A 24,982-nucleotide genomic window follows, 5' to 3' on the forward strand; every position below is an offset into this window, starting at 1 on the left:
CCCGTTGCAAGTCCAGCAGGGGGAGCCACTTTTCGTTAACTTGTTTAAGAACGAGTTAACCGTCAGGATTGTCGCTCCGCGATATGTCGCTGACCTAGGCGGCCCCGTTGCAAGTCCAGCAGGGGGAGCCACTTTCGATACATCGCCACGGCGGTGAATCACAAAAATCTGTTCCCCCTTAGTTCAGTCGGTAGAACGGCGGACTGTTAATCCGTATGTCGCAAGTTCAAGTCTTGCAGGGGGAGCCACTTTTTAGGTGATTGGTTTTCGAACGAGTCATCGGTTTGTCGAAGTATCGCTTCGCGATTTGTCGCAAGCCTAGGCGGCCCCGTTAAGTCTTACAGGGGAGCCACTTTCGATACATCGCCATGGCGGTGAATCACAAAATCTGTTCCCCCTTAGTTCAGTCGGTAGAACGGCGGACTGTTAATCCGTATGTCGCTGGTTCAAGTCCAGCAGGGGGAGCCACTTTTCGTTAACTTGTTTAAGAACGAGTTGACCGTCAGGATTGTCGCTTCGCGATATGTCACTGACCTAGGCGGCCCCGTTGCAAGTCCATCAGGGAAGCCACACTAGATACATCGCCAAGGCGGTGAATCACAAAAATCTGTTCCCCCTTAGTTCAGTCGGTAGAACGGCGGACTGTTAATCCGTATGTCGCTGGTTCAAGTCCAGCAGGGGGAGCCACTTTCTAAAACCCAGCCTAGCGCTGGGTTTTTTTTGTATTTGTTTTGTGGATATGACGCACAGGAATTGTTACTACCTATTATCTGGACTGTAAGCAATCGCCCAGATCCGGGCAAAGTTTGTCCGCTGTAGCAATTTTGATGAAAAACCCTTTCTCCTATCTGTTGTTATAGGCGCTTCAAAGGCCGATAATACAAAGATCTCTTTAAAATTTTCGAAGAATGGCATGACTGAGTATTTATTGCTTCTTGTCGGCACCGTCCTGGTAAACAACTTTGTGCTGGTTAAGTTCCTCGGCCTGTGCCCATTTATGGGCGTGTCCAAAAAACTTGAAACCGCTATTGGGATGGGGCTTGCGACCACTTTCGTACTAACACTCGCATCAGTGAGTGCTTACCTGGTCGAGACTTATATTTTGGCTCCATTGGGCCTTGAATACCTGCGAACACTGAGTTTTATCTTAGTGATTGCGGTCGTCGTGCAATTCACTGAAATGGTCGTGCATAAAACCAGCCCAACGCTATACCGTCTGCTGGGTATCTTCCTGCCGCTAATCACAACAAACTGCGCCGTGTTGGGTGTCGCACTGCTGAATATCAATGAACGCCACAACTTTATCGAATCCATCATTTATGGATTTGGCGCTGCTGCTGGCTTCTCCCTCGTATTGATTTTGTTTGCGGCGATGCGCGAGCGTATTGCCGCGGCTGATGTTCCTCAGCCATTCCGCGGTGCATCGATTGCTATGATCACAGCAGGACTGATGTCATTGGCATTTATGGGCTTTACAGGGTTGGTGAAACTGTAATGACTGGAATTTTGATTGCGATTATTGCTATCGCTGTCCTCGCAGCTGTGTTCGGTATCTTGCTGGGCTTTGCTTCTGTGCGTTTTAAAGTCGAAGCGGATCCGATCGTCGATCAGATTGACTCCATCCTTCCGCAAACACAGTGCGGACAATGTGGTTACCCTGGTTGTCGTCCTTATGCAGAAGCCATTGCCAATGGCGATGCCATAAACAAATGCCCTCCAGGTGGTCAGCCGACTATTGAGAAGCTTGCTGACCTTATGGGGGTGGAAGCCACAGAATCTGCACACGATGAAGAAAAGAGCGTAAAAAAAGTCGCCTTCATTCACGAAGACGACTGTATTGGCTGTACCAAATGTATTCAGGCTTGTCCGGTGGATGCCATCATTGGCAGCACCAAAGCCATGCACACCATTATCAAAGATGAATGCACCGGATGTGACCTCTGTGTCGCCCCTTGCCCGACTGACTGTATTGAAATGATCCCTGTTCAAACCACGCCTGAAACCTGGAAATGGCAACTTGACCAAATTCCGGTTGTTCAGCTTTCTGTCGATGAAGATAAAGGGGTCAAACAAGCATGATCACCCTAATCGAACAGATCAAACAAGGACATGTCTGGGATTTTCACGGTGGTATTCACCCACCTGAAAACAAACGCCAGTCGAGCGAAACTTCCATCTTGCCTGCCGATATCCCAAATGAAATTGTGTTGCCAACCAAACAGCACATTGGCACAGCAGGCCAACTGTTGGTCAATGTTGGCGATAAGGTACTGAAAGGGCAACCACTGACCAAGTCAGACGTTCTGCAATGCTGTCCGGTTCATGCACCAACTTCCGGTGAAGTGGTTGCCATTGAGCCTCGCACTATCGCCCACGCATCTGGCCTGACCGATAACTGCATTGTGATCAAACCGGATTTCGAAGACACCTGGGGCGAGAAGAATGCACTGGCTGATTTCCGTGAAGTCTCTGACGAAGCGTTGATCGATCATGTTCGAATGATGGGTATAGCGGGCATGGGTGGCGCAGGTTTCCCAGCAGCCCGCAAGCTGCAAACTGGCCATGCGCGCACAGAAATTCTGATCATCAATGGTGCTGAATGTGAGCCTTACATCACCGCTGATGACCGTTTGATGCAAGAGCGCGCAGATGAAATTGTTCAAGGTATTGAGATCCTTCAGCATATCGTGAGCCCGAAACTCACCGTCATGGCGCTGGAAGACAACAAACCAGAAGCGATTGACGCCCTGAAACTGGCGACACAGGGTAAACCTGACATTGTTGTTCAGGTTGTTCCGACCAAATACCCGTCAGGCGGCGAAAAGCAGCTCATCAAACTCATCACCGGTAAAGAAGTACCTGCAAAAGCCATCCCTGCAGCAATCGGCGTGATGATGCAAAACGTCGGTACAATCTTCGCCATTAAACGCGCTGTCATTGATGGCGAGCCGCTGATTGAACGCGTCGTCACCCTGACAGGTACCACATTGAAAGAGCAGCGTAACCGTTGGGCGCTGCTTGGTACGCCAGTCAGTTTCTTGCTCGATAAGCACGGCTATGAAGCAGACAAAAAGTAGAGCGCGTGATCATCGGTGGCCCAATGATGGGGTACACCATTCCACACCCGAACGTGCCCGTCACCAAGGTCACTAACTGCGTGTTAGTGCCTTCACGTCGCGAAATTACGCCGTCGGAGGGCGAGATGGCCTGCATCCGATGCAGCGCCTGTGCAGAGGCCTGCCCTGCTTCGCTGCTGCCACAACAACTTCAGTGGTACGCCAAAGATCAGGATTACGACAAGTGCGAAGAGTATAACCTGTTCGATTGTATCGAATGTGGTGCTTGTGCCTTCGTCTGCCCAAGTGAAATTCCACTGGTGCAATACTACCGTCAGGCTAAATCTGAAATCCGAGCACGCGATGCGGAGCAGCAAGCCGCCGAGCGCGCTAAAGAGCGTTTCGAAGCCAAAAAAGCGCGTATGGAGCGTGACAAAAAAGCACGTGAAGAACGCCATAAGCAAGCCGCGGAAAACCGTCGTAAAGCGATGGAGAAGTCCGGTGATGGTGATGCGATTGCTGCTGCCATCGCACGCGTGAAAGCCAAATCAGAAAACGAATCTGCAGCTACGGCAATGAAACCAGCTGTGGCTGCTGCTATTGCCAAAGCAAAAGCCAAACAGGCAGAGGCCGCCGCACAAGGTCAGGCAGAGCCAGATAACAGTGAAATGGCGAAGCTGCGCGAAGAACGCAAGCGTCAGGCTCGTGAACGTAAAGCACAAAAGGCGTCGGAATCAGAAACTGAAAACGCTACAGACGACAAGAAAGACGCTGTTGCGGCGGCGATAGCCCGTGCTAAAGCACGTAAAGCTGCTCAGCAAAGCGAGTCTGAATCCACTTCTGATAACAACGCCGCAGGAGAAGATCCGAAGAAAGCCGCTGTTGCTGCTGCCATTGCCCGAGCCAAAGCACGCAAAGCCGCACAACAGGTGGAAGCTGAAACGCCTGCTGTTGATGCTAATCCGGCAGAAGAAGCTCCCGCAGAAGACGATCCGAAGAAAGCCGCTGTCGCTGCTGCCGTTGCCCGTGCCAAAGCACGCAAAGCCGCACAACAGGCGGAAGCTGAAACGCCTGCTGTTGATGCTAATCCGGCAGAAGAAGCTCCCGCTGAAGACGATCCAAAGAAAGCTGCTGTCGCTGCTGCCGTTGCCCGTGCCAAAGCACGCAAAGCCGCACAACAGGCGGAAGCTGAAGCGCCTGCTGCTGATTCTGCTCCACTAGAAGACGCTCCCGCCGAAGACGATCCGAAGAAAGCTGCTGTTGCTGCTGCCATTGCCCGTGCCAAAGCACGCAAAGCCGCACAACAGGCAGAAGCTGAAGCGCCTGCTGTTGATGTTGCGCCGGTAGACGAAGCACCTGTTGAAGACGATCCGAAGAAAGCCGCTGTTGCTGCTGCCGTTGCACGTGCGAAAGCGCGCAAAGCCGCACAACAGGCAGAGGCGGAAGCACTCTCAGATGAGCCAGCACCTTCGGAAGAAACTCCCGTTGAAGAAGATCCCAAGAAAGCAGCGGTTGCTGCTGCCGTTGCGCGCGCAAAAGCGAGAAAGGCAGCGCAAATGAAGAATAAGAATGAGGAAGAGTAATCGTGGCCTTTTTTATCGCCAGTAGCCCGCATAGTCACAGTCGCAAGAGCACCAGCGACATCATGATGACAGTGATACTGTGTACCTTGCCCGGCATCGCTGCGCTTTGTTACTTTTTCGGTTGGGGTGTTTTACTGCAGGTCGTCATGGCAGCACTGACTGCGGTAGCTGCAGAGGCAGCGGTTGTGGCTCTGCGTGGCCGCCCTGTTAAACGCTATCTCAAAGACCACTCTGCCCTGCTGACGGGTGTGCTTCTGGGTATCGCCATTCCACCGTTCGCACCATGGTGGATTGTGATTATCGGTATACTTTTCGCCATCGTCATTGCTAAACATCTCTATGGTGGGCTGGGTCAAAACCTGTTTAACCCCGCCATGGTCGCTTATGTCGTCCTGCTGATTTCGTTCCCGGTTCAAATGACCACCTGGCTGCCACCAAGCGAATTGTTGGTTCAGCCACTTGGCTTTACTGACAGCTTCGCCGCTATCTTTACTGGCCTCACCACTGATGGCTTTAGCGTGAACCAACTGCGTATTGCTGTAGATGGCTCAACCATGGCGACGCCGCTGGATACCATTAAGACCTCTTTGCTGGCCGGTGAAACCGTCTCTGAGGCGGTTGAGAAGTCAGTGTTTGGTAGTTTTGCAGGTATCGGTTGGGGCTGGGTGAATGTCGCCTTCCTTGCTGGTGGTCTCATTCTGCTGAAGAAGAAGATTATCCAGTGGCAAATCCCCGTTGCTATGCTGGCATCTCTTTTTGTGTTCAGCTTGGTAGGCTATGCAATCAGCCCAGATGGCGTGGCTTCGCCATTGATGCACCTGTTCTCCGGTGCCACCATGTTGGGTGCATTCTTCATTGCCACTGACCCAGTTTCTGCTTCAACCACTACGCGAGGCCGACTGATCTTTGGTGCAATGATAGGCGCGTTGGTTTATTTGATCCGTACCTTTGGCGGCTTCCCAGATGGCGTAGCGTTTGCCGTGCTTATCGCAAACATGTGCGTACCCCTGATTGACTACTACACCAAACCAACCACTTACGGTTACAGGAAGGAAAGCAAATGATCCGCGCGATGCGAAATAATGGCGCAATCCTAGCGCTGGCGGCACTGCTTTCAACGGGCTTAGTCGCCGTCACTAATACACTGACGAAAGACACTATCGCAGAGCAGCAACGCATCCAGCTTTTACGGGTTCTAAATCAAGTGATCCCAGAGGACATGCATGACAATGCGTTGGCGAAAACCTGTACTTTGGTGACCAGCCCAAACCTTGGCACTAGTGAGCCAATGCCGATCTACATTGCCACCAAAAACGGTGAGCCGACAGCCATGGCAGTTGAAGCCATTGCACCGGACGGTTATAACGGCGCCATCAAAGTCTTGGTCGGCGTCGATACTAATAACACTGTGCTCGGTGTTCGTGTGCTGAGCCACAACGAAACCCCGGGTCTTGGCGATAAAATCGATCTGAATGTCTCTGATTGGGTGCTGTCTTTCAATGGTAAAAATATTGAAAGTGAAGACGATAAGCGTTGGGCAGTTTACAAAGATGGCGGTCAGTTTGACCAGTTCACCGGTGCCACCATCACACCGCGTGCCGTCGTTAGCGCAGCGAGAAATGCTGCTTGGTATGCCATGCAGAACAAAGACACTATTGTCCGCCAACCTCTGAATTGTGGAGCTGCATCATGAGCCAGAATAAAGAGTTAATGACAAACGGAATGTGGGCCAATAACCCTGCGCTAGTGCAGCTTCTGGGTCTTTGTCCCCTGCTTGCAGTTTCCGCGACAGTGACCAACGCATTAGGGCTTGGCATCGCAACGCTGCTGGTTTTGGTGGGCTCGAACCTGACCGTTTCACTGGTGCGCGAATATGTACCAAAAGAAGTGCGTATTCCCATCTTCGTTATGATCATCGCGTCACTGGTAACCTGTGTTCAGCTACTGATGAACGCCTATGCATTCGGCCTTTATCAGTCACTGGGTATCTTTATTCCCCTGATCGTCACCAACTGCATCATCATCGGCCGCGCAGAGGCGTTCGCCTCCAAGAATACGCCATTACCTTCGGTGTTGGATGGCTTCTGGATGGGCATGGGCATGACTGCGGCACTGGTCGTATTGGGTGCTATTCGCGAAGTACTGGGTAATGGTACTTTGTTTGACGGTGCTGACCGACTGCTTGGTGATTGGGCTGCGGGACTTCGTATAGAAGTGTTCCAGTTTGATAGCCCATTCCTATTGGCGATGCTGCCGCCGGGTGCTTTCCTGGCTGTAGGTTTCCTCATCGCTATAAAGAACGTGATTGACGAAAAACAAGCGAAGAAACAACCAAAAGAGAAAGCCGTGATCGAACGCGTTCGAATCACGTCCACAGATTAAAAGTTAAGCTTTCAATGGATGAGCAATGAATAACGAAAAACGTGTTCAGATACTGGAGCGATTAAGAGCAGAAAACCCTCACCCGGAAACTGAACTGAACTGGAGCACACCGTTTGAGTTGCTGATTGCAGTATTGCTATCAGCGCAGGCAACGGATGTAAGCGTGAACAAGGCGACGGATAAACTCTATCCGGTGGCTAATACGCCACAGGCGTTGTTGGACCTTGGGGTTGATGGCGTAAAGGAATACATCAAAACCATTGGCCTGTTTAATTCCAAGGCAGAAAATGTCATCAAGACCTGTCGCATTATCGTTGAACAACACGGTGGTGAAGTGCCTGAAAACCGCGAAGCACTGGAAGCTCTGCCAGGCGTGGGAAGAAAGACAGCCAATGTGGTTCTCAACACCGCCTTTGGTTGGCCAACCATTGCGGTAGACACTCATATTTTTCGCGTATCAAACCGCACTAAGTTTGCGATGGGGAAAAACGTCGATCAGGTAGAAGAAAAGCTACTGAAAGTCGTGCCAAAGGAATTCAAGGTCGATGTTCACCACTGGCTTATTCTGCACGGCCGCTACACCTGTGTGGCTCGGAAACCGCGTTGTGGCAGTTGTATCATTGAAGATCTTTGCGAGTTTAAAGAAAAGGTTTATCCGGAAGAGTAATGCTCTTGTCGTACCGTTTGGGTAAACTGGGCGCGACAATACAATTAAGGAGAATGTCATGAGCACTGGTCGTATTCTGCATACCATGATCCGCGTTGGCGATTTGGATCGTTCAATTGCCTTCTATACCGACGTGATGGGCATGCAGCTTTTGCGTAAAAGCGAAAATGAGCAGTACGAGTACACACTGGCTTTTGTTGGCTATGGTGATGAATCACAGGGCGCAGTGATTGAGCTGACCTATAACTGGGGCACATCTGAATATGAACACGGCTCTGCTTTCGGCCATATCGCGATTGGTGTAGACGATATCTACGCGACTTGTGACAAACTGCGTGAAGCGGGCGCAAACATCACCCGTGAGCCAGGTCCTGTAAAAGGCGGCACCACTGAGATTGCATTTGTTGAAGACCCAGACGGCTACAAAATCGAGCTGATCCAAAATAAAAGTGCTTCAGTTGGCCTAGGCAACTGAGTACTCTCTTTCCGCGCCTCTCTTGGGCGCGGTATTTCTTCCCTATTCGCTCCCCTTTCTCCGACGAGTTTGAATGAAATACACATTGAGTCTTGATATATATTCGTGACTCAATTCAAAGGCTTCACCAAAACCCCTCTTACAGTATCACTGTCTGGTAGTCTTAATCGAGTGTCTCATAATTAAGATAATGGATTATCATGGCAAGACGCCGATATACACTTCAAATTCATATCGCAGGTATCTTTTTTATTGTTGTATCCCTGCTTTCAGTCCTTCTCATTGTATTGAGTTATCAAAACTCAAAAGAGCTCAATCAACAACTCGCGTCCGAACGAACACAACAAAGTGCAGAACGTATTAAGCTCTCCTTTCAGAACTTGACATCCCCAGTCATCACTGCCATGGATGCGCTTGCCGCCTCCGATTTTGGGCACAGTCTCTATTCTTCATATAACGATGAATGGCTATCAAGCATCAACGCCATACTTGAACGCAATCCCGATGTGTTATCTGTTTATGTTGGATATCCGAACGAGAGCTCAGCATTCATTCGATCGACAAAACTCGACTTCATGAAAGAGCAATTCTCCACACCAGAGAACAGCCACGTCATGGTGGATATCAATAGCAAAGTCGGTCATCAAATTCGCACTCATTACGATGAAAACCTTAAAAACGTCCGTATCGACACAGACATCATTAGCTATAAGCCCACTCAGCGTCCTTGGTACAAAGCCGCGCCGGATGACGGCAGTATTCATGTCACAGACCCGTATTTCTACATGTTTATTCAGCGGATGGGCATCACCCTCACCCGGCAGTTTAAAGATATTAATGGCGTGCTGGCAGTCGACATCACTCTCGACTCGTTGAACAAGTTTCTCTACTCACTGGTTGATACAGAAGAAACCCAGTTGATGCTCTTGGACGATAACAAAAGTGTTTTCGCACATACTGGTTTCCTTCCAGAATCATCCTCGGGTGTTAACCAGCGGATGTACCTTGAAGCGATGTCTGCGTCTCCGTTCAATCATCTTTTCAAGACCAGTGATTGGCACGAATCGAACAAAACCATCCTCCATCAGGGTGAAAACTGGTCTCTCAACCTTGTCAGGATCAGCTTCGGGGGAGAACGAGGGTTATGGCTGGCTAAAGCTGTGCCTGAGAGGCTGCTGATCCAAAGCGCGATAGAAGCCAGAAACAACCAGATTACCATCAGTATCTTTGGTCTTTTGATTGGCACATTGATGGTACTTTGGGCTTCTAAGCGTATCGCCAATCCACTGAAAGTGCTGGTAGAGGAAACCCAAAAAATCCGCCGCCTGGATTTCTCAAGTGTCTCAACGCCAAGCTCTAAAATTGTCGAAGTCAGGGAGCTTTCAGAATCCGTCCACATGATGTCTGAGACGATTCAGAACTTTCTTCAGACACTTCACCGGGTCTCCAACAGTTCAAATTTCGACTCTTTGATGGCCGACATCGCGCTTCACTGCCAGCAAACTTCCGGTGCGGAATACGTGATGCTCTGGACCAATTCAGCAGAAGACAGGGAAAAACTCACGCTGACCGCTCAATATCCCCTTCAAACAGAAGGCAAGCAGGTAGATCTGCAGAAGTTATTGGCCGACTCCCCACAGATGAAGAAGGCACTCCAAGGTCAGCATTTCTTCAGCTTTAAACCCTGTTCGACCGATATTGAACGTGGACTGCTTCCTCAATCACTTAAACACGCTTGGCTCGTGCCTCTCTACAACCGTGAAAAAGAGTGCGTGGGCTACGTCTTTATGGGATTTAATGCGTGTCCGGGGAACGATCAGAATGACAAGCTGCAGTTTATCCGCCAGTTCCTGGGCTTCGCTTCCCTTATAAAAGAGAACTGGGACCGTGTGGCAGCGCAAAAGCAGCTATTTAAATCATTCATCGAGATGATGGCATCCGCCATCGATACCAAATCACCCTATACGGGCGGTCATTGCCAACGTGTACCGGAATTGACCTTTATGCTGGCAGAAGCAGCCAGTAATGATGAAAAACGCTTCCCGGAGTTCTCGCTCAACGATCAATCTCGTGAAGCCCTCTATTTCGCGGCTTGGTTACATGATTGCGGAAAAGTCACCACGCCAGAATTCGTGGTGGATAAAGCCACCAAACTCGAAACCATTTACAACCGCATCCACGAAGTTCGCACCCGCTTTGAAGTATTGAAACGCGATGCAGAAATTACGTATTGGCAAAAACGGCTTGAAGGCGAAAAGATCGAGGAACTTGATGCTTGGTTAGCGGAAGAGCACGAAACACTCGATCAGGAGTTCGCTTTTGTGGCTAAGTGCAATGTGGGTGGGGAGTTTATGGATGCCAGCAATATCGAAAAGCTTGAGAAGATAGCGCAGCGAACCTGGATGCGCACAATCGACGATGTCCAAGGGTTATCTTGGGAAGAAGAAGCAAGACGTTCAGCGCGTGGCAGTTTCCTCCTCCCCTGCAAAGAACAAGTCCTTTCTGATACCGTCGATCAGATGATCCCTTGGCTCCCTCAACAGCTGAAAACCTTTGAAAACTGGGAGTTCAAACTGTCGGTTCCACCGCTTCAATATAATCGCGGCGAACTCTATAACCTGTCCATCCAGCGCGGTACGCTGACGGATGAAGAGCGCTTCATCATCAATGACCACATCATCCAAACTATTAATATGCTTCGTAAGCTGCCTTATCCTAAGCATCTGAAACGTGTGCCGGAAATCGCCGGGGGACACCACGAGAAGTTGGACGGCAAAGGGTACCCTTATGGGTTGGATGAAAGCTCGTTGTCTGTCGATGCACGTATCATGGCAGTAGCGGATATTTTCGAAGCACTCACCGCCAGCGATCGTCCCTATAAGAAAGCGAAGACACTCAGCGAAGCGCTTAAAATTCTCGCCTTTATGGCGAAAGACAAACATGTCGATGAGCAACTGTTCCGGCTCTTTATCGAAGAGAAAATCTATCTTCGATACGCCGAACAGTTCCTTCCTAAAGAGCAACATGATGAGGTCAATGAAGACGCCCTGTTGGCAATCATCACGCCTAAGTCCGAAAAAGAAACCGAAACCGCCTAAAACTGAAAAGCCCCGCAACACGAGCGGGGCTTTCTTTATCTTTCAGCGATACGTGTCCGGTTAGATAATCGTTCTACCCAAAGAGATCACCACACGACGGTTCTTGTTACGACCTATCGGGCTTTCATTTTCTGCGATTGGACGACGCTCGCCATAAGCCTCAACCTGAATCCTGTCTTTCGGCAAGCCGAGCGACATAAAGTACTGTTCCAGTTTTTCAGCGCGGATTTCAGACATTCTCTGGTTCGCCGCCTTCGCACCACGACCATCTGTGTAAGTTGCCATCAACACCAAATCGATGTCTGGGCTATATCGCACGAACTCTGCGATTTGTGCCAACCTCGCCATGGATGCCTTGTTTAACTCATCACCATTCTCATTGTAATGGAGCACGGTGAAGGCGATATCATCAAAAGCGTAAGGCAATAAGCGTGCAACACAGCTGCTGAATTCATTGTAAGGCTGTTGGAACGACACAGAGGACAACGCGATATCGACACGTTTTCCTTTGCTTTGCCATTCTTTAAAGCTAAAAGTCGGATAGCGGCCATTTTCCAGCTCAGATAACATACTCCAAGCCGTTTGCCCGTCAACATAACCGTTAAACTGTTTGTAGAAACGCAGACGGTCGATATATTCTGCAGGCTCACCGGCGAACCATACTGGCGGCATGGATACGAGAGAGACATTCTGCGTTTCACCCATCGGGCGACGCATTTCCAGCTCGAAATCCAAGTTAATTTTCTTGCTGGCACGGGAGGTAAATGTCGCCATACCATAGTTCGGGATCATATGTTCAATACGACACTCGATCGGTGTATCTACCGTCACCTTCCACAAAGATTCTGTCGGCTTCGCTCCGTAATACTTGCTCGCAGACACCGAGAGCGGTGCAAGGCTTGCAGCAATGCATAATGTCAACAGCGATGCTTTCTTCATACTGTGCCGGTTCCTGTGAATCAGTGGAAAGGTATTGCTTATCTTATCGGAAGCCAGTCCCGTATCTTTAGTCTTATTTTAATTCTTCCTGCCAAAACTAGAAAATGAAAATCCAGCCAGCATCTGACATAATGCACGCCTCATTTTTACAAGTTATCCGAGACATGACCCAAGAAACCAACCTGAATACGCTAAAAGCAAGATTCCGCGGCTATTTTCCTGTTGTTGTCGATGTAGAAACGGCAGGTTTTAACTCAAAGACTGATGCACTGCTTGAAATCTGTGCGGTCACTCTGAAGATGGATGAAGACGGTTGGCTTTCCCCTGATAAAACCATTCACTTTCATGTTTCACCGTTCGAAGGCGCTAACCTGGTTAAAGAAGCGTTGGAATTCAACGGCATTAAAGACCCTTTCAGCCCACTGCGTGGTGCGGTAGAAGAAGAGCACGCACTGAAAGAGATCTTTAAACTTATCCGCAAAGAACAAAAAGCGGCAGGCTGTCAGCGCTCAATCATGGTGGCTCATAATGCCAATTTCGACCACAGCTTCGTCATGGAAGCCTCGGAGCGCAGTCATCTAAAACGCAATCCTTTCCATCCGTTTGCCACTTTCGACACGGCAGCACTGAGTGGTCTGGCGCTTGGACAAACCGTTCTCGCAAAAGCATGCCAAACCGCCGGGATCCCTTTCGATAACCGTGAAGCGCACTCAGCGCTCTACGATACCGAGCGCACCGCAGAACTGTTCTGTGAGATCGTTAACAAATGGAAGAAATTAGGTGGCTGGCCAGTCATGGCAGCCGAGGAAGAATCCGAACAAGATTCTGATTAATAAAATCAGAACCTTGGCAAAAGAAACGGCTGCACGCCTTATAAAACAAGGCCTGCGGCCGTTTTCTTTTCACAAACGCCAAATAGTTTTAAACACTAGATTGAAATCTCCCTCAAAAACGAAGGTTTCGTTGCATAGATCCTGCGCAAACTATTGATAACAAAACCACAACAAATCTCAATTTGCTACTTATACTGACTTAGAACGATTCAACACTCGTGCCGCTTAGATTCGGACACTTCACGTTGAAGACGACAATAATAAAAGGCAGTGACAGAGAGGCAAATTAATATGAAACGTGTAACACAGCGTACCCTACTTTCCACAGCGATTGCGCTGGCCGCTTTTCAGGCCCACGGCGCAGGCTTCCAAATCAGCGAACATTCAACCAGCGGTCTAGGTCGCGCATTTGCTGGTGAGGCTGCCATTGCAGACAACGCCGCAGTCGCTGTCCGTAACCCAGCAGCGATGACGATGTTTGATTCGGCACAAGTGTCAGGTGGTTTGTCTTTCATTCAGCCAGATGTTGATGCAAAGGTGAATACGGTCGGTGCTAGTCCTGCTGATGCACCTGTCTTCTCTGCAACAACCACTTCACAACATGAAGATGTTGCACCAGACGCTATTGTTCCGTATTTCCACTATGTAAGACCAATAAACGAGACGTCTGCACTGGGCTTCTCGACCTTCTCAAATTTTGGCCTTGCTACAGAATATCCATCCAATTCAGTAGCCGGTGCAATTGCTGGTCAGACCGAGCTTCTCACAATTGATTTCAACCTCAATTATGCACATCGCATAAATGAGCAGTTGAGCTTAGGTGCGGGTCTAAATGCTGTATACGCCGACGCATCTTTAACCAGAAATGCTGGTGCAGCAATACTCGCAGCGCCAACTACTGAAGTCGCTCACCTTGAAGGTGATGGCTGGGGTTACGGCTGGAACATTGGAGCCTTGTGGGAAATAAATGAAGACCACAGATTAGGAGCTTCCTATCGCTCAAAAGTAGATATCACTCTTGATGGGGAATACCGAGGCCTAGCAACTACTTATGTTTCAAAGCCAGGACAAACAGTTCCCGGAGAGTTAGAACTTAATCTGCCCGATATTTTTGAATTCTCTGGTTATCACAAAGTTGCGTCAAAATGGGCAGTACACTACAGCGCAATGATGATCGGGTGGAGTTCATTCCAAGAGCTGCGGGCAACGAGCTCTAACACAAATTGTGGTAGCTCTCCTGGTTCATTTGACGGTATCTGTTTACAAAAAGACGAAAAATGGGAAGACAGCTGGCGGTATGCTCTCGGAGCAACACATTACTTAAACAATGAATGGACGCTACGGGCTGGTGTAGCACTTGATGAAAGTCCTGTGCCTGACTCTCATAGAACACTCAGCATCCCAGATACGGAACGAACTTGGTATACACTAGGTGCAACCTATCAGCCATCTGAAAATCTGTCATTTGATGGTGGTTTTGCTTACCTAAACGGAGATTCTGTTACAGGAAGTGAAACCGAAGGTGGCACAACGTTTACATTCGAAGCAGGCGGCGACGCTTACATCATCGCTGTTGGCGCAAACTACACCTTCTAAGTTACTGTTTCAAGAATGAGAAAAGCCGATTTTTACAATCGGCTTTTTTGTTTCCAGTCACAAAAGTGAAATTCAATCGAAGCAGCTGTGACCTGCTATTCAGTATCTTACCTACAAAATTCAAACAGTCGCTCAAATCACAACCAGGTTGTTTCTAATCGTTAATGAACAATTACAGGCACTTCTGAATGAATCATCTTTAATTAGTGTATTTACTTAAAACAACAGTTTTAAAACTAGGCATAAAATACCGAAATTTCAGACACTCACCTCGATTTTAACACCTGTTTAACATTCCCGCACATCGTGACATATTAAGCATCGTAAAGATCCGACCAGTAGCCATACACATTTATTATAGGCTGCAACGTTTTTCCAACTTATTGAAAGCATTGGAAATTGGTCACTTAATGACCGACAACTCAATTAGGACGAGAGGCAGTATGTCAAAAAAACTATCAAGAAGCGCCCTTGCGGTCGCCATTGCTCTCACCGCCCCAAGTGCTTGGAGCGCGGGTTTTCAGGTATCAGAACATTCTGCCAGCGGATTAGGCAGAGCTTATGCAGGTGAGGCCGCCATTGCCGACAATGCATCGATCATCGGCCGAAATCCCGCTCAAATGACAATGTTCGAAGAAAGCCAAGCCTCCGGTGCCATTCACATTGTTAATCCCGAAATTGATGTAACCGACACCAATAGCGGCCAAAAAGCGTCTGATGTTGCGCCTATGCAGCTTGTTCCTGCTTCTTATTACGTCAGCCCAATCAATGACAAATGGGCATGGGGTGTTGGTCTTTACACCGTGTACGGCGTTGCAACGGATTATCCAGATGCTTTCCAAGTCGGTGATGCTGCCGGTGACACCTCTCTCGCAAGCGTCAATCTCAACCCTTCAATCGCATACCGAGTTAATGACCAATTGAGTTTGGGTGTAGGCGCAAACATTGTGTACGCCATCGCTGAATTGAACCGCCACCTTGGCGGTACTGCTCCCCTGTTTGGTGACTCCTTCACTGCCAGTGACAAATTGATCAGTATGGAAGGCGACACGTGGGGATTTGGTTGGAATGTCGGCGCGCTATTTGAACTCGATGAGAATAACCGATTCGGCGTTGCTTACCGCTCAGAAGTTGAACTCGATTTTGAAGGCGATTTCACAGACCATCGAGGCTCAGTGACAGGGACCGTTGGAAATAAGGTGACTGGTAATTTGTCCGTCCCTCTTCCTGCAATTGCAGAGCTGTCCGGTTTCCATCAGATACGTGATGATCTAGCCGTTCATTACAGCATGATGTGGAGCCAATGGAGCTCATTTACTGAACTTAGAGCAACCGGAAGTGAATGTGCCGCAGACGACGTTCAAGGCGTGTGTTTCCAGAAAGATGAAGACTACAAAAGTGTATTCCGTTGGTCGATTGGTACAACATATGACATCTCTGATACGTGGACACTTCGTGCAGGATTTGCCTATGACGAGAAAGCTGGCAAATCTACTCTAAGCATCCCGGACTCGGACAGATATTGGTACTCCGCTGGTGCAACTTACCGCTATTCTCCCTCGCTCACATTTGATGCTGGCGTCACTTACATTGCGAGTAAGTCAGGCACATTTACCGAGAGCACACGCATCGGAGAACGAGAATTTGACTCAAAAGGTGCAGCATATATTGGCGCACTTCAAGCCAACTACACGTTCTAAGCACAATTGCAGGAGACTTAAAGATGTATAAAGGACTAATTGTGAACAAAAAGCTCGTTGTGCTTGCTGTAGCATCCACTTTGGGCGTAACCGCTTGTGGTGGCGACGCTGAATTAAGTGGCGGAACAACCAACAATAGTTACGAAGACTACATTCAGGAAAGCCTGAAATCACCAACGCAAGTTGATTTTCAGCTTGCCGGTGCGGGTTCTAATGTCCCAGGACCGAGCTTTATCTTGATGAACCAAACTGACGGAACATTAGATATTCCGACTGGAGGTGACAACGCACTCTCCAACCCCGCTGCGGCGATGGGAACCATGGATGGTTGGCCAGTATCCATGCCGATGGTTTTGTCATTTAAGGGAGCAGGCTTAGCAGACGGTTTTGCCACAACCGGCATTAATATTGTGAAATTGACCGAAGGTCTGACCGCAGAAAACCCTAGCGTCGAACGTGTTCTCCAGATCGGTGTGGACTTCAACGTTTTGACGAACGCCGAATCAGATAGTGCTGTGGTGGTATTCACACAACCATTAGAGGCTTCTTCAGAGTATGCGTTTGCAATCACCAATGCATTCACTGACACCAATGGCGAAGCCGTGGGCATGACAAGTTCATACGCCACTTTGATATCGCAAACCAATCCAACGGTTGTAGACTCACTAAAACCAGCAAGTGCTGTCACCCAAGGGATTAATGCGATCTTTGCAGCGACTGGTATTCAACCTGAAGATATCGTTTACAGTTCTTGGTTCTCAACCCAATCTGTTGGTGACACTTTGTACGCAACGAAAGGGGCTATTGCCACTGGTGCTGATGCGGGTAGTTTCAATGCTGTGTGGAAAGGCTCAGCAAACCCTAACAATGTCGATATGTCTCAGGCATATCTGATGTCTGTACCGGCTTCTGGTCAAGACTACGCGGCTGCCATTCAGGCTGATTCGAACTTTGCCACTTACATTGACCCCAATGGAACGGCAACACCTTTGCTCGTTGGTTCATACACTGCAAACACAGTCACTGTAACGAAAGGGACTGTGAAGCTGCCTTACTTCCTGGAAAAAGGTGCCTCGACGTGGAATAGCACGCCGTTCGAATCCGGAATGCCAAGCCTTGCAATCATTTCCAGTGCATTAGGTGACAGCAGCGAGGCGAGCACAGTCACCCAACAGTTGGTAGAAGCAGGAATTGATGTTTCAAAGCTAACTGATGACACTACCGAGCAACTTAAACTTGTTGGTTTGACACTAGAGAACAGTGCTGGAGCACAACTGGATTCAGAACGTATCATTACCAGATACAGCCCGGTTCCTCAGGTTAAATCTCTGGATGATGTGCCATTCATCCTGTTTACACCAACTACACCTACCGGCGCTTTGGAATTGGTGATCTACCAACACGGTATCACCTCTGCGAAAGAGAATGCCTATGCCTTCGCTGCGAACCTAATCAATGGTGCGCAAGGTGTGGGGAAAAACCTTGCTGTGTTGGCCATAGACCAACCTATTCACGGTGAACGTAGCCTTGATTCAACCCGCTCAGCTAATTTAGATGCAACTAATTATCTTAACCTGTCCTACCTTCCAGTTGGGCGTGATAACCTTCGCCAGAGTGTTCTTGATAATTTAGGCTTAAGAGCAGCAGTTACTATCTCTCAGGGCGCTGGCTTGTTTGCCAATACGCCACTCGCAACGCTTGATAACACTGCAACAAATAACCCTTCGTTATTCGGGCACTCTTTAGGGGGCATAACTGGTTTTGGTACCATTTCAACGGCAAACAACACTTTGGGTAGCCCAACTGGAGATGCACTGTTTAAATTTACACGCATCGCAGCAGCCAACACTGGCGGGCAAATCGTCAATCTGTTGATTGGTTCAGACTCTTTCGGTCCCTTGATTACGGATACTGTGACTGCTGGCGTACCTGATGCTGAGAAAGAGGGTGTTCTAAACCAGTTTGCCTACGCAGCTCAAACTGTTCTTGATACTGTGGATCCGTTGAATCTTGTGAGCCTGAATGATGCGACTGATACTAACGTATTGAATGGTCTGCCTATCTACATGCAGCAAGTGAAAAATGACGACACAGTGCCTAACTCTGTCGCTAGCGCGCCGTTTGCAGGCACCATTCCTCTGGCAACCATCCTTGGTCTGAATGAAGTTACACAAGCTTCTACCACAACCAGTGGCGGCAGAAACTTTACGAAGTTCAGCGACGTTGGAGAGCACAGCTCGGTCATCGCTCCACAGAAAGAAGATCTAAGCGATGCTGGCCATACAGCGGAGATGCAAGGTCAATTGGTACAATTCCTGAGCGGTGCTGCTGAAGATTTCACAGTCAGCAATGCATCTGTTCTAGAATAACCCCCTAAAAGGCCAGCACCCGCTGGCCTTTTTTCTCTCCAAGCTAATTCCTTTCAAATTCCCCTCGACAATGTAAAAAATATCAGCAAACTGTGATCTTCGTCTTTTTGGGATAGATTTTGCCCCGTTGGGTATTTGTAGGGATAGGAAGTAATGAATCCAGTTGTTATTGCGGTTTGCGTGATGCTGGCGTTGGCACTTTTAAGAGTCAACGTGGTAGTTGCGCTAACATTTAGTGCCGTCTTGGGCGGCATGGTCAGTGGTCTAACACTGTCCGAAACCATTTCTGCGTTTGAAGGTGGCTTAGGTGGTGGTGCAACCATCGCACTGAGTTACGCTATGTTGGGTACCTTTGCAGTAGCGATTAGCCGCTCAGGTATCACGGATCTTTTGGCGCAATCCGTTGTGAAGAAACTGAATGGCAAAGAAAATCACAATGCTTCTGCAGCGCTGAAATACATGGTGCTTGTGGCTCTTGGCCTGTTGGCAATCTCGTCCCAGAACGTGATTCCCGTACACATCGCATTTATCCCTATTGTGATTCCACCTTTGCTGCATGTGTTTGCCCAGCTCAACCTTGATCGCCGATTGGTGGCCTGTGTGCTGACCTTTGGTTTGATCACACCTTACATGGTGTTGCCAGTAGGTTTCGGTGGCATTTTCCTGAACAACATTCTGCTTAAGAATTTGCACGATAACGGCTTGGATGTCGTGGGCAGTCAGGTGCCTCAAGCTATGTTGCTACCAGCGGCTGGTATGTTGTTTGGTGTGTTGGTTGCAGCCTTTATCAGCTATCGCAAGCCTCGCCAGTATTCTGAGGAGAAAATTCTGGCTGCAGAGCCGGAAAAAGCAGAGTTCAAACCGCAGAATATTGTGGTTGCTGTGATTGCTATCGCCGCCGCACTGGGTGTTCAGCTCACCACTGGTTCTATGATTGTCGGCGCACTGGCTGGCTTTATGGTGTTTACCTTTGGCGGTGTCATTAAGTGGAAAGACACGCAAGACGTATTCACCCGCGGCGTTCACATGATGGCGATGATAGGCTTTATCATGATTTCTGCAGCAGGTTTTGCAGCAGTGATGAAAGCGACGGGCGGTGTAGAAACACTGGTTGCTTCTCTGGCATCCACTATTGGTGACAACAAACCGCTTGCAGCACTGTTGATGTTGGTCGTTGGTCTTCTGGTGACTATGGGTATCGGTTCTTCGTTCTCAACGATTCCGATTATTGCCACCATTTATGTGCCACTAGCGTTGGCGTTTGGTTTTTCACCGATGGCGACCATTGCCTTGGTAGGTACTGCTGCAGCCTTGGGGGATGCAGGCTCTCCCGCTTCCGATTCGACCTTGGGCCCAACTTCAGGTCTGAACGCCGATGGTCAGCACGAGCACATCTGGGATACAGTGGTGCCAACCTTTATCCACTACAACCTGCCGCTGATTGCGTTTGGTTGGATTGCAGCAATGACGCTGTAACCCAAGTGACAGATACAAAAAAGCCGCTGTTTTTGTCAGCGGCTTTTTTATGAGAAGGAAACGCTTAGCTGTTTTCTTCTGCGTCGCGGCGCGCTGCTGCGTTTTTGATCAAAGGCTGAAGCTCACCCTTCTGGAACATTTCCAGAATGATGTCACAACCACCGATCAGCTCACCATCAATCCACAGTTGTGGGAAAGTTGGCCACTGCGCGTAGATTGGCAGCTCAGCACGGATATCCGGATTTGCAGGATGTCGACGTACGCAAATTTCTCACCACACGCCATCAGCGCTTGGCTAGCCTGAGAAGAAAAGCCACAGCTAGGCAGCTTCGGCGAGCCTTTCATGTAAAGCAGGATTGCGTTCTCTTCAATCTGCTGTTTGATTTTATCAATAGTTTCCATTACTTCCTCGAACACCAAGTGTGATGATGACAACGATTCTAACTGTGTTAGCGAAGGAAAAAAACGCCTAAAATCTCTAGGGTCAAATTCCGCCGCTTTTTTTAAAATTATTCTTTTAATAAAGTAAAAACTTGCTAAACTGTTTCGCAGTCGGTCTATAAGTAGATTCGTTCACTTATGGGTACTACCTAGAGTGTACGACAAATCTACAGGAAGCAATAATGTCAGGGGGCGACCCGCCTATCATGGAGAATCGAGTAATGGCATTTCAACTACCAGCTCTTCCTTACGAGAAAAACGCGCTTGAGCCACACATCTCTCAAGAGACTCTGGAATTCCACCACGGTAAACACCACAACACCTATGTTGTTAAGCTGAACGGCCTGATCGAAGGTACTGAGCTTGAGAACAAATCTCTGGAAGAGATCGTTAAGACTTCTACTGGCGGTGTGTTCAACAACGCAGCACAAATCTGGAACCACACTTTCTACTGGCACTGCCTGAGCCCAAATGGTGGCGGCGAGCCTACTGGTGATGTTGCAGACGCAATCGCTAAATCTTTCGGTTCTTTCGAAGAATTCAAAGCGAAGTTCACTGATTCAGCAATCAACAACTTCGGTTCTTCTTGGACTTGGCTGGTGAAGAAAGCTGACGGTTCTCTGGACATCGTTAACACTTCAAACGCAGCAACCCCACTGACTGAAGACGGTGTAACTCCACTGCTGACTGTTGACCTGTGGGAACACGCTTACTACATCGATTACCGCAACCTGCGTCCAGACTACATGAATGCATTCTGGGCACTGGTTAACTGGGAATTCGTAGCACAGAACCTGGCTGCTTAATTCCAAGTTAAACGCTAACGCATTGATAGATACCTCGCCTCGGCGGGGTATTTTTTGCGTGTTTACTAGGGTCTGTTGACCTTAGGTGATGATTTTTGCAGCAGTTTGTGGGGATTTTATGCAAGGCAGAGGCTTCGATGTGTAGCTAGCCTACATGAGAAGCTGATAACGCAGCAGAAATTTCCCACAAACGCTGTCCGAAGGGTTCGACTGCGCGTCCCGTACTCTAAACGTTTTATGCTTTGTTGAGGTGTATTTGCTTAGAATGACTAGGCGGCACACACCTCGCCGCGCCTAAAACGCTTATAGCGAGAACAAAATTTAACCACCAAAGGTCAACAGACCTTAGGGGCACAAAAAAGCCGCTGTAGTTAGCGGCTTTTGTTCAATCTGAAAGTCGCGTTTACGCCACTTCAGAAAGGATGATGCGCAGTGTACGACGCAGCGGCTCAGCTGCCCCCCAAAGCAATTGGTCACCCACGGTGAATGCATTGAGGAAGTCGTTGCCCATCGCCATCTTACGCAGACGACCAACAGGAACAGACAGTGTACCGGTCACTTTGGTTGGAGAAAGCTCTTGCACCGTGATGTCACGCTCGTTAGGGATCACTTTCACCCAATCGTTGTGTGATGCGATGATGCTTTCAATTTCATCCATTGGTACATCTTTCTTCAGCTTCAGTGTCAGCGCCTGGCTGTGGCAGCGCATCGCACCGATACGCACACAAGTACCGTCGATAGGTACTGGGCTGTCTTGAATACCAAGGATCTTGTTGGTCTCAACCGTCCCTTTCCACTCTTCTTTGCTCTGACCGTTTTCACGTTTCACGTCAATCCAAGGGATCAGTGAACCTGCCAGCGGAGCGCCGAACTCAGACGTTGGGAAATCACCAGAACGCATGGTTTCAGCAACCTTGCGGTCGATATCCAGAATAGATGTCGCAGGGTTTGCCAGATCCATGCTGACAGCGTCGTTGATGGTGCCCATCTGGGAGATAAGCTCACGCATGTTTTTCGCGCCTGCACCCGATGCCGCTTGATACGTTTGCGCAGTCATCCACTCAACCAAGCCTTCTTGGTACAGACCACCTACTGCCATCAGCATCAGGCTGACAGTACAGTTACCACCCACATAGGCTTTGGTGCCTTTGTGAATGCCTTCTTGAATTTGTTTGAAGTTCACTGGATCCAGTGTGATGATCGCATCATCTTTCATACGCAGCGTAGAGGCTGCATCAATCCAGAAACCTTTCCAGCCCGCCGCCAGCAGTTTTGGATATACCGCTTCGGTGTAGCTGCCACCCTGACAGGTAATGACGATATCCAGCGTTTTCAGGCTTTCGATATCGAATGCATCTTGCAGCATTCCCGCATCTTTGCCGTAATTTGGCGCAGGGATGCCTACTTGAGAGGTACTGTAGAATACTGGCTCGATAACGTCGAAATCGCCTTCTTCTACCATGCGTTGCATCAGTACGGATCCAACCATACCGCGCCAGCCGACTAAACCTACTCTTTTCATTCGCACTCACACTCCTTGTAATAAAATTCTCAGCCTATATTGAAAAGTCACAACACAAATAACAAGCAAAAACTGCGCATATTTGTATCGGCCAAGAACTAAAAATAAATCGTAACGGACAAAGGGCACAACGGGCCACGATAATGCGACGCACTGCAAGCGTACAGAGAGATCCTTAAGGCGTTTTCAAGCATCGGAGGGATCAGAACAATGTGTCTTCAGTGAGGGCATCTCGCCGTGACGGAATATTAACGCTATCGCGTCATGCCAAGGTGATCAATGTAACAAATATACAAACATCAGTAAAACGAGAAGCAAACAGTAGCACGCCAATCCCGCCAACAGAAAAATCACACCTAAATAACGTCCCATCACGTGCGATAACATCCCGCGCGCAAAGGTCACAGAAACTAAAATACTTGTTCCCCGTACTCACCCTCTTTCGATAAAGTACCCGCCGCCGCCAGGAAGGTAGCTTTCAAGCCCATAGACAGTGTTCACTTCACTACCCTCTGCCGACAGGCAATAGGTATCTCAGGCAGGAGCCACAGGGCCAAACTCAAAAAAGGTTTGAACTATGCAAAGACACCCGGTGCGACTTCCTTCTGTATTCCAAGTATTCGCAGCGTTAGGTCTGTTCCTGTTAATGGCGTTTTCTTTTACCGCCCAACTAGACCTGCCTATCCAGCTTGCTCTCTACATTGGCTGGTTCGTGATCATCGGACTCGGCATTAAGCTGGGACACAGCTACAAAGAGTTAGAACAAGCTGCCACCCAAGGCATCGCTAATGGTCTCGGTGCTGTTTTGATCTTGTTGGCAGTTGGCGCTCTGGTCGGCACCTGGATAGCTGGCGGTATCGTTCCAACTATCATTTACTACGGTTTAAAGGCGATTCACCCTTCTATTTTCCTCGCCGCGACCATGATTATCTGTTCGCTGACTGCATTGGCAACGGGCACATCCTGGGGCGCTGCAGGTACCGCAGGCATTGCGATGATGGGGATTGGACAGGGCTTGGGCGTTCCCGCACCAGTGACAGCAGGCGCTGTGCTTTCAGGCTGTTACTTTGGTGACAAGCTGTCACCACTTTCTGATTCCGTGATCCTCGCGTCTTCCATGTCAGGCGTTGAAATCGTCGAGCACATCAAAGGCATGCTGCCTATCGCGCTTATCAGCTACATCATTACTGGCATTCTCTTTACTGCGCTGGGTCTGCACTATGCGGGTAATGTCGATATGGCTCAGGTGAACGATGTGATTCTAGCGATGGAACAGCAGTTCGTGATCACCCCGTTGAGTTTTGTGCCTGTAGCGATCGTACTGGTATTGCTGGCGATGCGTTTACCCTCATTCCCCGTGATTTCTCTGGGCTCTGTACTTGGTATTGTCTGGGCCATCGTGGTTCAGAACATGAACCCACTGACAGCGATGAATACCGCCTGGGCACCTTTCTCGATTGAGTCTGGCGTCTCTTTCATTGATGCGATTTTGAACCGCGGTGGTATGGAATCCATGCTGGGTTCTGTAGCGGTGATTGTGTTTGGTTTAGGTTTCGGTGGTCTTCTGGATAAAGTGGGCGTGTTGGAAACCATCGCCAAACTGTTCGAGCGTAAGGTTGAATCTGCGGGCAGCTTAGCAACGTCCACTATCGGTACTGCCTTCCTCGGTAACGTGTTTGGCTCTGCCATGTATGTCTCACTCATCCTGACCCCTAAAATTTGCGCCAAGAACTACGATCGCCTCGGTTACCAACGCAAGAATCTGTCACGTAACGCCGAGTTCGGCGGCACGCTGACCTCGGGCATGGTGCCTTGGAGCGACAACGGTATCTACATGGCTAGCATTCTGGGTGTAGCGACGCTTTCCTACGCGCCGTTCATGTGGCTGAGCTTCGTGTGCATTATCGTCACTATTCTGACTTCTTATATGGGGTGGTTCGTTGACCGCTGCCCTCCAACCGCTGAAGCATCAGAACCAGCAAGCGAAGACAGTCTTGACGCTGTTGCGCAGAAAGCCTGATTCAATGTGATTTAAAGAG

17 protein-coding genes, 3 tRNA genes and 2 pseudogenes are annotated in these 24,982 nt (G+C 49.0%); 19 read left to right on the plus strand and 3 right to left on the minus strand.

Going from position 1 to position 24,982, the window contains the following annotated elements; translation table 11 throughout:
* Positions 1-172: 172 nt before the first annotated feature.
* The 12 genes and pseudogenes from G5S52_RS13560 (at position 173) to G5S52_RS13615 (ending at position 11,261) form a co-directional block, all read left to right on the plus strand.
* A tRNA-Asn gene (locus G5S52_RS13560) sits at positions 173-248 on the plus strand.
* Between the two features lie 144 nt (positions 249-392).
* Positions 393-468 (plus strand) — tRNA-Asn (locus G5S52_RS13565).
* A gap of 143 nt (positions 469-611) precedes the next feature.
* Positions 612-687, plus strand: a tRNA-Asn gene (locus tag G5S52_RS13570).
* A 226-nt stretch (positions 688-913) separates the two neighbouring features.
* Positions 914-1,495: an electron transport complex subunit RsxA gene (rsxA, locus tag G5S52_RS13575; protein WP_002541126.1), complete on the plus strand. Its 582-nt coding sequence runs from the start codon at positions 914-916 to the stop codon at positions 1,493-1,495.
* On the plus strand, positions 1,495-2,079 hold the full coding sequence (gene rsxB / locus G5S52_RS13580; protein ID WP_046302845.1) for an electron transport complex subunit RsxB: 585 nt from the start codon (positions 1,495-1,497) through the stop codon (positions 2,077-2,079). Before rsxA ends, rsxB begins: the two co-directional genes overlap by 1 nt.
* Positions 2,076-4,639, plus strand: a pseudogene (gene rsxC / locus G5S52_RS13585) (electron transport complex subunit RsxC). The gene rsxB and the pseudogene rsxC overlap by 4 nt, the downstream one beginning before the upstream one ends.
* Positions 4,640-4,641: 2 nt before the next feature.
* On the plus strand, positions 4,642-5,703 hold the full coding sequence (gene rsxD, locus G5S52_RS13590; RefSeq protein ID WP_165014683.1) for an electron transport complex subunit RsxD: 1,062 nt from the start codon (positions 4,642-4,644) through the stop codon (positions 5,701-5,703).
* Positions 5,700-6,332 (plus strand): electron transport complex subunit RsxG, encoded by a 633-nt coding sequence (gene rsxG / locus G5S52_RS13595; protein WP_165014686.1) that lies wholly within the window; start codon positions 5,700-5,702, stop codon positions 6,330-6,332. The genes rsxD and rsxG overlap by 4 nt, the downstream gene beginning before the upstream one ends.
* Positions 6,329-7,021 carry an electron transport complex subunit E gene (locus tag G5S52_RS13600; protein ID WP_002541120.1) on the plus strand — a complete coding sequence of 231 codons (693 nt, stop codon included), beginning with the start codon at positions 6,329-6,331 and terminating at the stop codon, positions 7,019-7,021. Before rsxG ends, G5S52_RS13600 begins: the two co-directional genes overlap by 4 nt.
* Positions 7,022-7,046: 25 nt before the next feature.
* Positions 7,047-7,688, plus strand: coding sequence for an endonuclease III (gene nth, locus G5S52_RS13605; RefSeq protein WP_165014688.1), 642 nt, complete (start codon positions 7,047-7,049; stop codon positions 7,686-7,688).
* Between the two features lie 58 nt (positions 7,689-7,746).
* A complete protein-coding gene (gene gloA, locus G5S52_RS13610) occupies positions 7,747-8,163 on the plus strand; it encodes a lactoylglutathione lyase (protein ID WP_165014691.1) in 417 nt (138 codons plus the stop codon).
* Positions 8,164-8,363: 200 nt separating this feature from the next.
* The gene (locus G5S52_RS13615) at positions 8,364-11,261 is read left to right on the plus strand and encodes an HD domain-containing phosphohydrolase (protein ID WP_165014694.1); all 2,898 of its coding nucleotides are present in this window, start codon (positions 8,364-8,366) and stop codon (positions 11,259-11,261) included.
* Positions 11,262-11,321: 60 nt separating this feature from the next.
* On the opposite strand, the gene motY is transcribed toward G5S52_RS13615, so the two are convergent.
* Positions 11,322-12,200: a flagellar protein MotY gene (gene motY, locus G5S52_RS13620; RefSeq protein WP_165014697.1), complete on the minus strand. Its 879-nt coding sequence runs from the start codon at positions 12,198-12,200 to the stop codon at positions 11,322-11,324.
* Between the two features lie 164 nt (positions 12,201-12,364).
* Between motY and rnt the strand changes: the two genes are divergently transcribed.
* The 5 genes from rnt to G5S52_RS13645 all read left to right on the plus strand — a co-directional run bounded on the left by rnt (position 12,365) and on the right by G5S52_RS13645 (position 20,174).
* On the plus strand, positions 12,365-13,033 hold the full coding sequence (rnt, locus tag G5S52_RS13625; RefSeq protein WP_165014700.1) for a ribonuclease T: 669 nt from the start codon (positions 12,365-12,367) through the stop codon (positions 13,031-13,033).
* A 291-nt stretch (positions 13,034-13,324) separates the two neighbouring features.
* Entirely contained in the window at positions 13,325-14,629 is a 1,305-nt protein-coding gene (locus tag G5S52_RS13630) for an outer membrane protein transport protein (RefSeq protein ID WP_165014703.1), read from the plus strand.
* A 443-nt stretch (positions 14,630-15,072) separates the two neighbouring features.
* Positions 15,073-16,329: an outer membrane protein transport protein gene (locus G5S52_RS13635; protein ID WP_165014706.1), complete on the plus strand. Its 1,257-nt coding sequence runs from the start codon at positions 15,073-15,075 to the stop codon at positions 16,327-16,329.
* Positions 16,330-16,370: 41 nt separating this feature from the next.
* Positions 16,371-18,698: a VolA/Pla-1 family phospholipase gene (locus G5S52_RS13640; protein WP_165015035.1), complete on the plus strand. Its 2,328-nt coding sequence runs from the start codon at positions 16,371-16,373 to the stop codon at positions 18,696-18,698.
* Positions 18,699-18,851: 153 nt separating this feature from the next.
* Positions 18,852-20,174 carry a Na+/H+ antiporter family protein gene (locus G5S52_RS13645; protein WP_165014709.1) on the plus strand — a complete coding sequence of 441 codons (1,323 nt, stop codon included), beginning with the start codon at positions 18,852-18,854 and terminating at the stop codon, positions 20,172-20,174.
* Positions 20,175-20,238: 64 nt separating this feature from the next.
* On the opposite strand, the pseudogene G5S52_RS13650 reads toward G5S52_RS13645, so the two are convergent.
* Positions 20,239-20,576: pseudogene (locus G5S52_RS13650) on the minus strand (Grx4 family monothiol glutaredoxin).
* A gap of 260 nt (positions 20,577-20,836) precedes the next feature.
* Here G5S52_RS13650 and sodB point away from each other — a divergent pair.
* Positions 20,837-21,421 carry a superoxide dismutase [Fe] gene (gene sodB, locus G5S52_RS13655; RefSeq protein WP_002541102.1) on the plus strand — a complete coding sequence of 195 codons (585 nt, stop codon included), beginning with the start codon at positions 20,837-20,839 and terminating at the stop codon, positions 21,419-21,421.
* 403 nt (positions 21,422-21,824) lie between these two features.
* Here sodB and asd read toward each other — a convergent pair whose 3' ends face one another.
* Positions 21,825-22,943 carry an aspartate-semialdehyde dehydrogenase gene (asd, locus tag G5S52_RS13660; RefSeq protein ID WP_039850385.1) on the minus strand — a complete coding sequence of 373 codons (1,119 nt, stop codon included), beginning with the start codon at positions 22,941-22,943 and terminating at the stop codon, positions 21,825-21,827.
* Between the two features lie 577 nt (positions 22,944-23,520).
* On the opposite strand from asd, the gene nhaC reads away from it, so the two are divergent.
* Positions 23,521-24,963, plus strand: coding sequence for a Na+/H+ antiporter NhaC (gene nhaC / locus G5S52_RS13665; protein ID WP_165014712.1), 1,443 nt, complete (start codon positions 23,521-23,523; stop codon positions 24,961-24,963).
* Positions 24,964-24,982: the final 19 nt, after the last annotated feature.

Source organism: Grimontia sedimenti (assembly GCF_011045095.1).
Lineage (GTDB): Bacteria > Pseudomonadota > Gammaproteobacteria > Enterobacterales > Vibrionaceae > Enterovibrio > Enterovibrio sedimenti.

What these genes read in the sequence shown, in the direction of transcription:
- rnt (WP_165014700.1), top strand. Translation starts at nt 12,365, where the DNA reads ATGACCCAAGAAACCAACCTGAATACGCTAAAAGCAAGATTCCGCGGC.
- G5S52_RS13645 (WP_165014709.1), top strand. Translation starts at nt 18,852, where the DNA reads ATGAATCCAGTTGTTATTGCGGTTTGCGTGATGCTGGCGTTGGCACTT.
- nth (WP_165014688.1), top strand. Translation starts at nt 7,047, where the DNA reads ATGAATAACGAAAAACGTGTTCAGATACTGGAGCGATTAAGAGCAGAA.
- rsxA (WP_002541126.1), top strand. Translation starts at nt 914, where the DNA reads ATGACTGAGTATTTATTGCTTCTTGTCGGCACCGTCCTGGTAAACAAC.
- G5S52_RS13615 (WP_165014694.1), top strand. Translation starts at nt 8,364, where the DNA reads ATGGCAAGACGCCGATATACACTTCAAATTCATATCGCAGGTATCTTT.
- motY (WP_165014697.1), bottom strand. Translation starts at nt 12,200, where the DNA reads ATGAAGAAAGCATCGCTGTTGACATTATGCATTGCTGCAAGCCTTGCA.
- rsxB (WP_046302845.1), top strand. Translation starts at nt 1,495, where the DNA reads ATGACTGGAATTTTGATTGCGATTATTGCTATCGCTGTCCTCGCAGCT.
- gloA (WP_165014691.1), top strand. Translation starts at nt 7,747, where the DNA reads ATGAGCACTGGTCGTATTCTGCATACCATGATCCGCGTTGGCGATTTG.
- nhaC (WP_165014712.1), top strand. Translation starts at nt 23,521, where the DNA reads ATGCAAAGACACCCGGTGCGACTTCCTTCTGTATTCCAAGTATTCGCA.
- sodB (WP_002541102.1), top strand. Translation starts at nt 20,837, where the DNA reads ATGGCATTTCAACTACCAGCTCTTCCTTACGAGAAAAACGCGCTTGAG.
- G5S52_RS13630 (WP_165014703.1), top strand. Translation starts at nt 13,325, where the DNA reads ATGAAACGTGTAACACAGCGTACCCTACTTTCCACAGCGATTGCGCTG.
- asd (WP_039850385.1), bottom strand. Translation starts at nt 22,943, where the DNA reads ATGAAAAGAGTAGGTTTAGTCGGCTGGCGCGGTATGGTTGGATCCGTA.
- G5S52_RS13635 (WP_165014706.1), top strand. Translation starts at nt 15,073, where the DNA reads ATGTCAAAAAAACTATCAAGAAGCGCCCTTGCGGTCGCCATTGCTCTC.
- G5S52_RS13600 (WP_002541120.1), top strand. Translation starts at nt 6,329, where the DNA reads ATGAGCCAGAATAAAGAGTTAATGACAAACGGAATGTGGGCCAATAAC.
- rsxG (WP_165014686.1), top strand. Translation starts at nt 5,700, where the DNA reads ATGATCCGCGCGATGCGAAATAATGGCGCAATCCTAGCGCTGGCGGCA.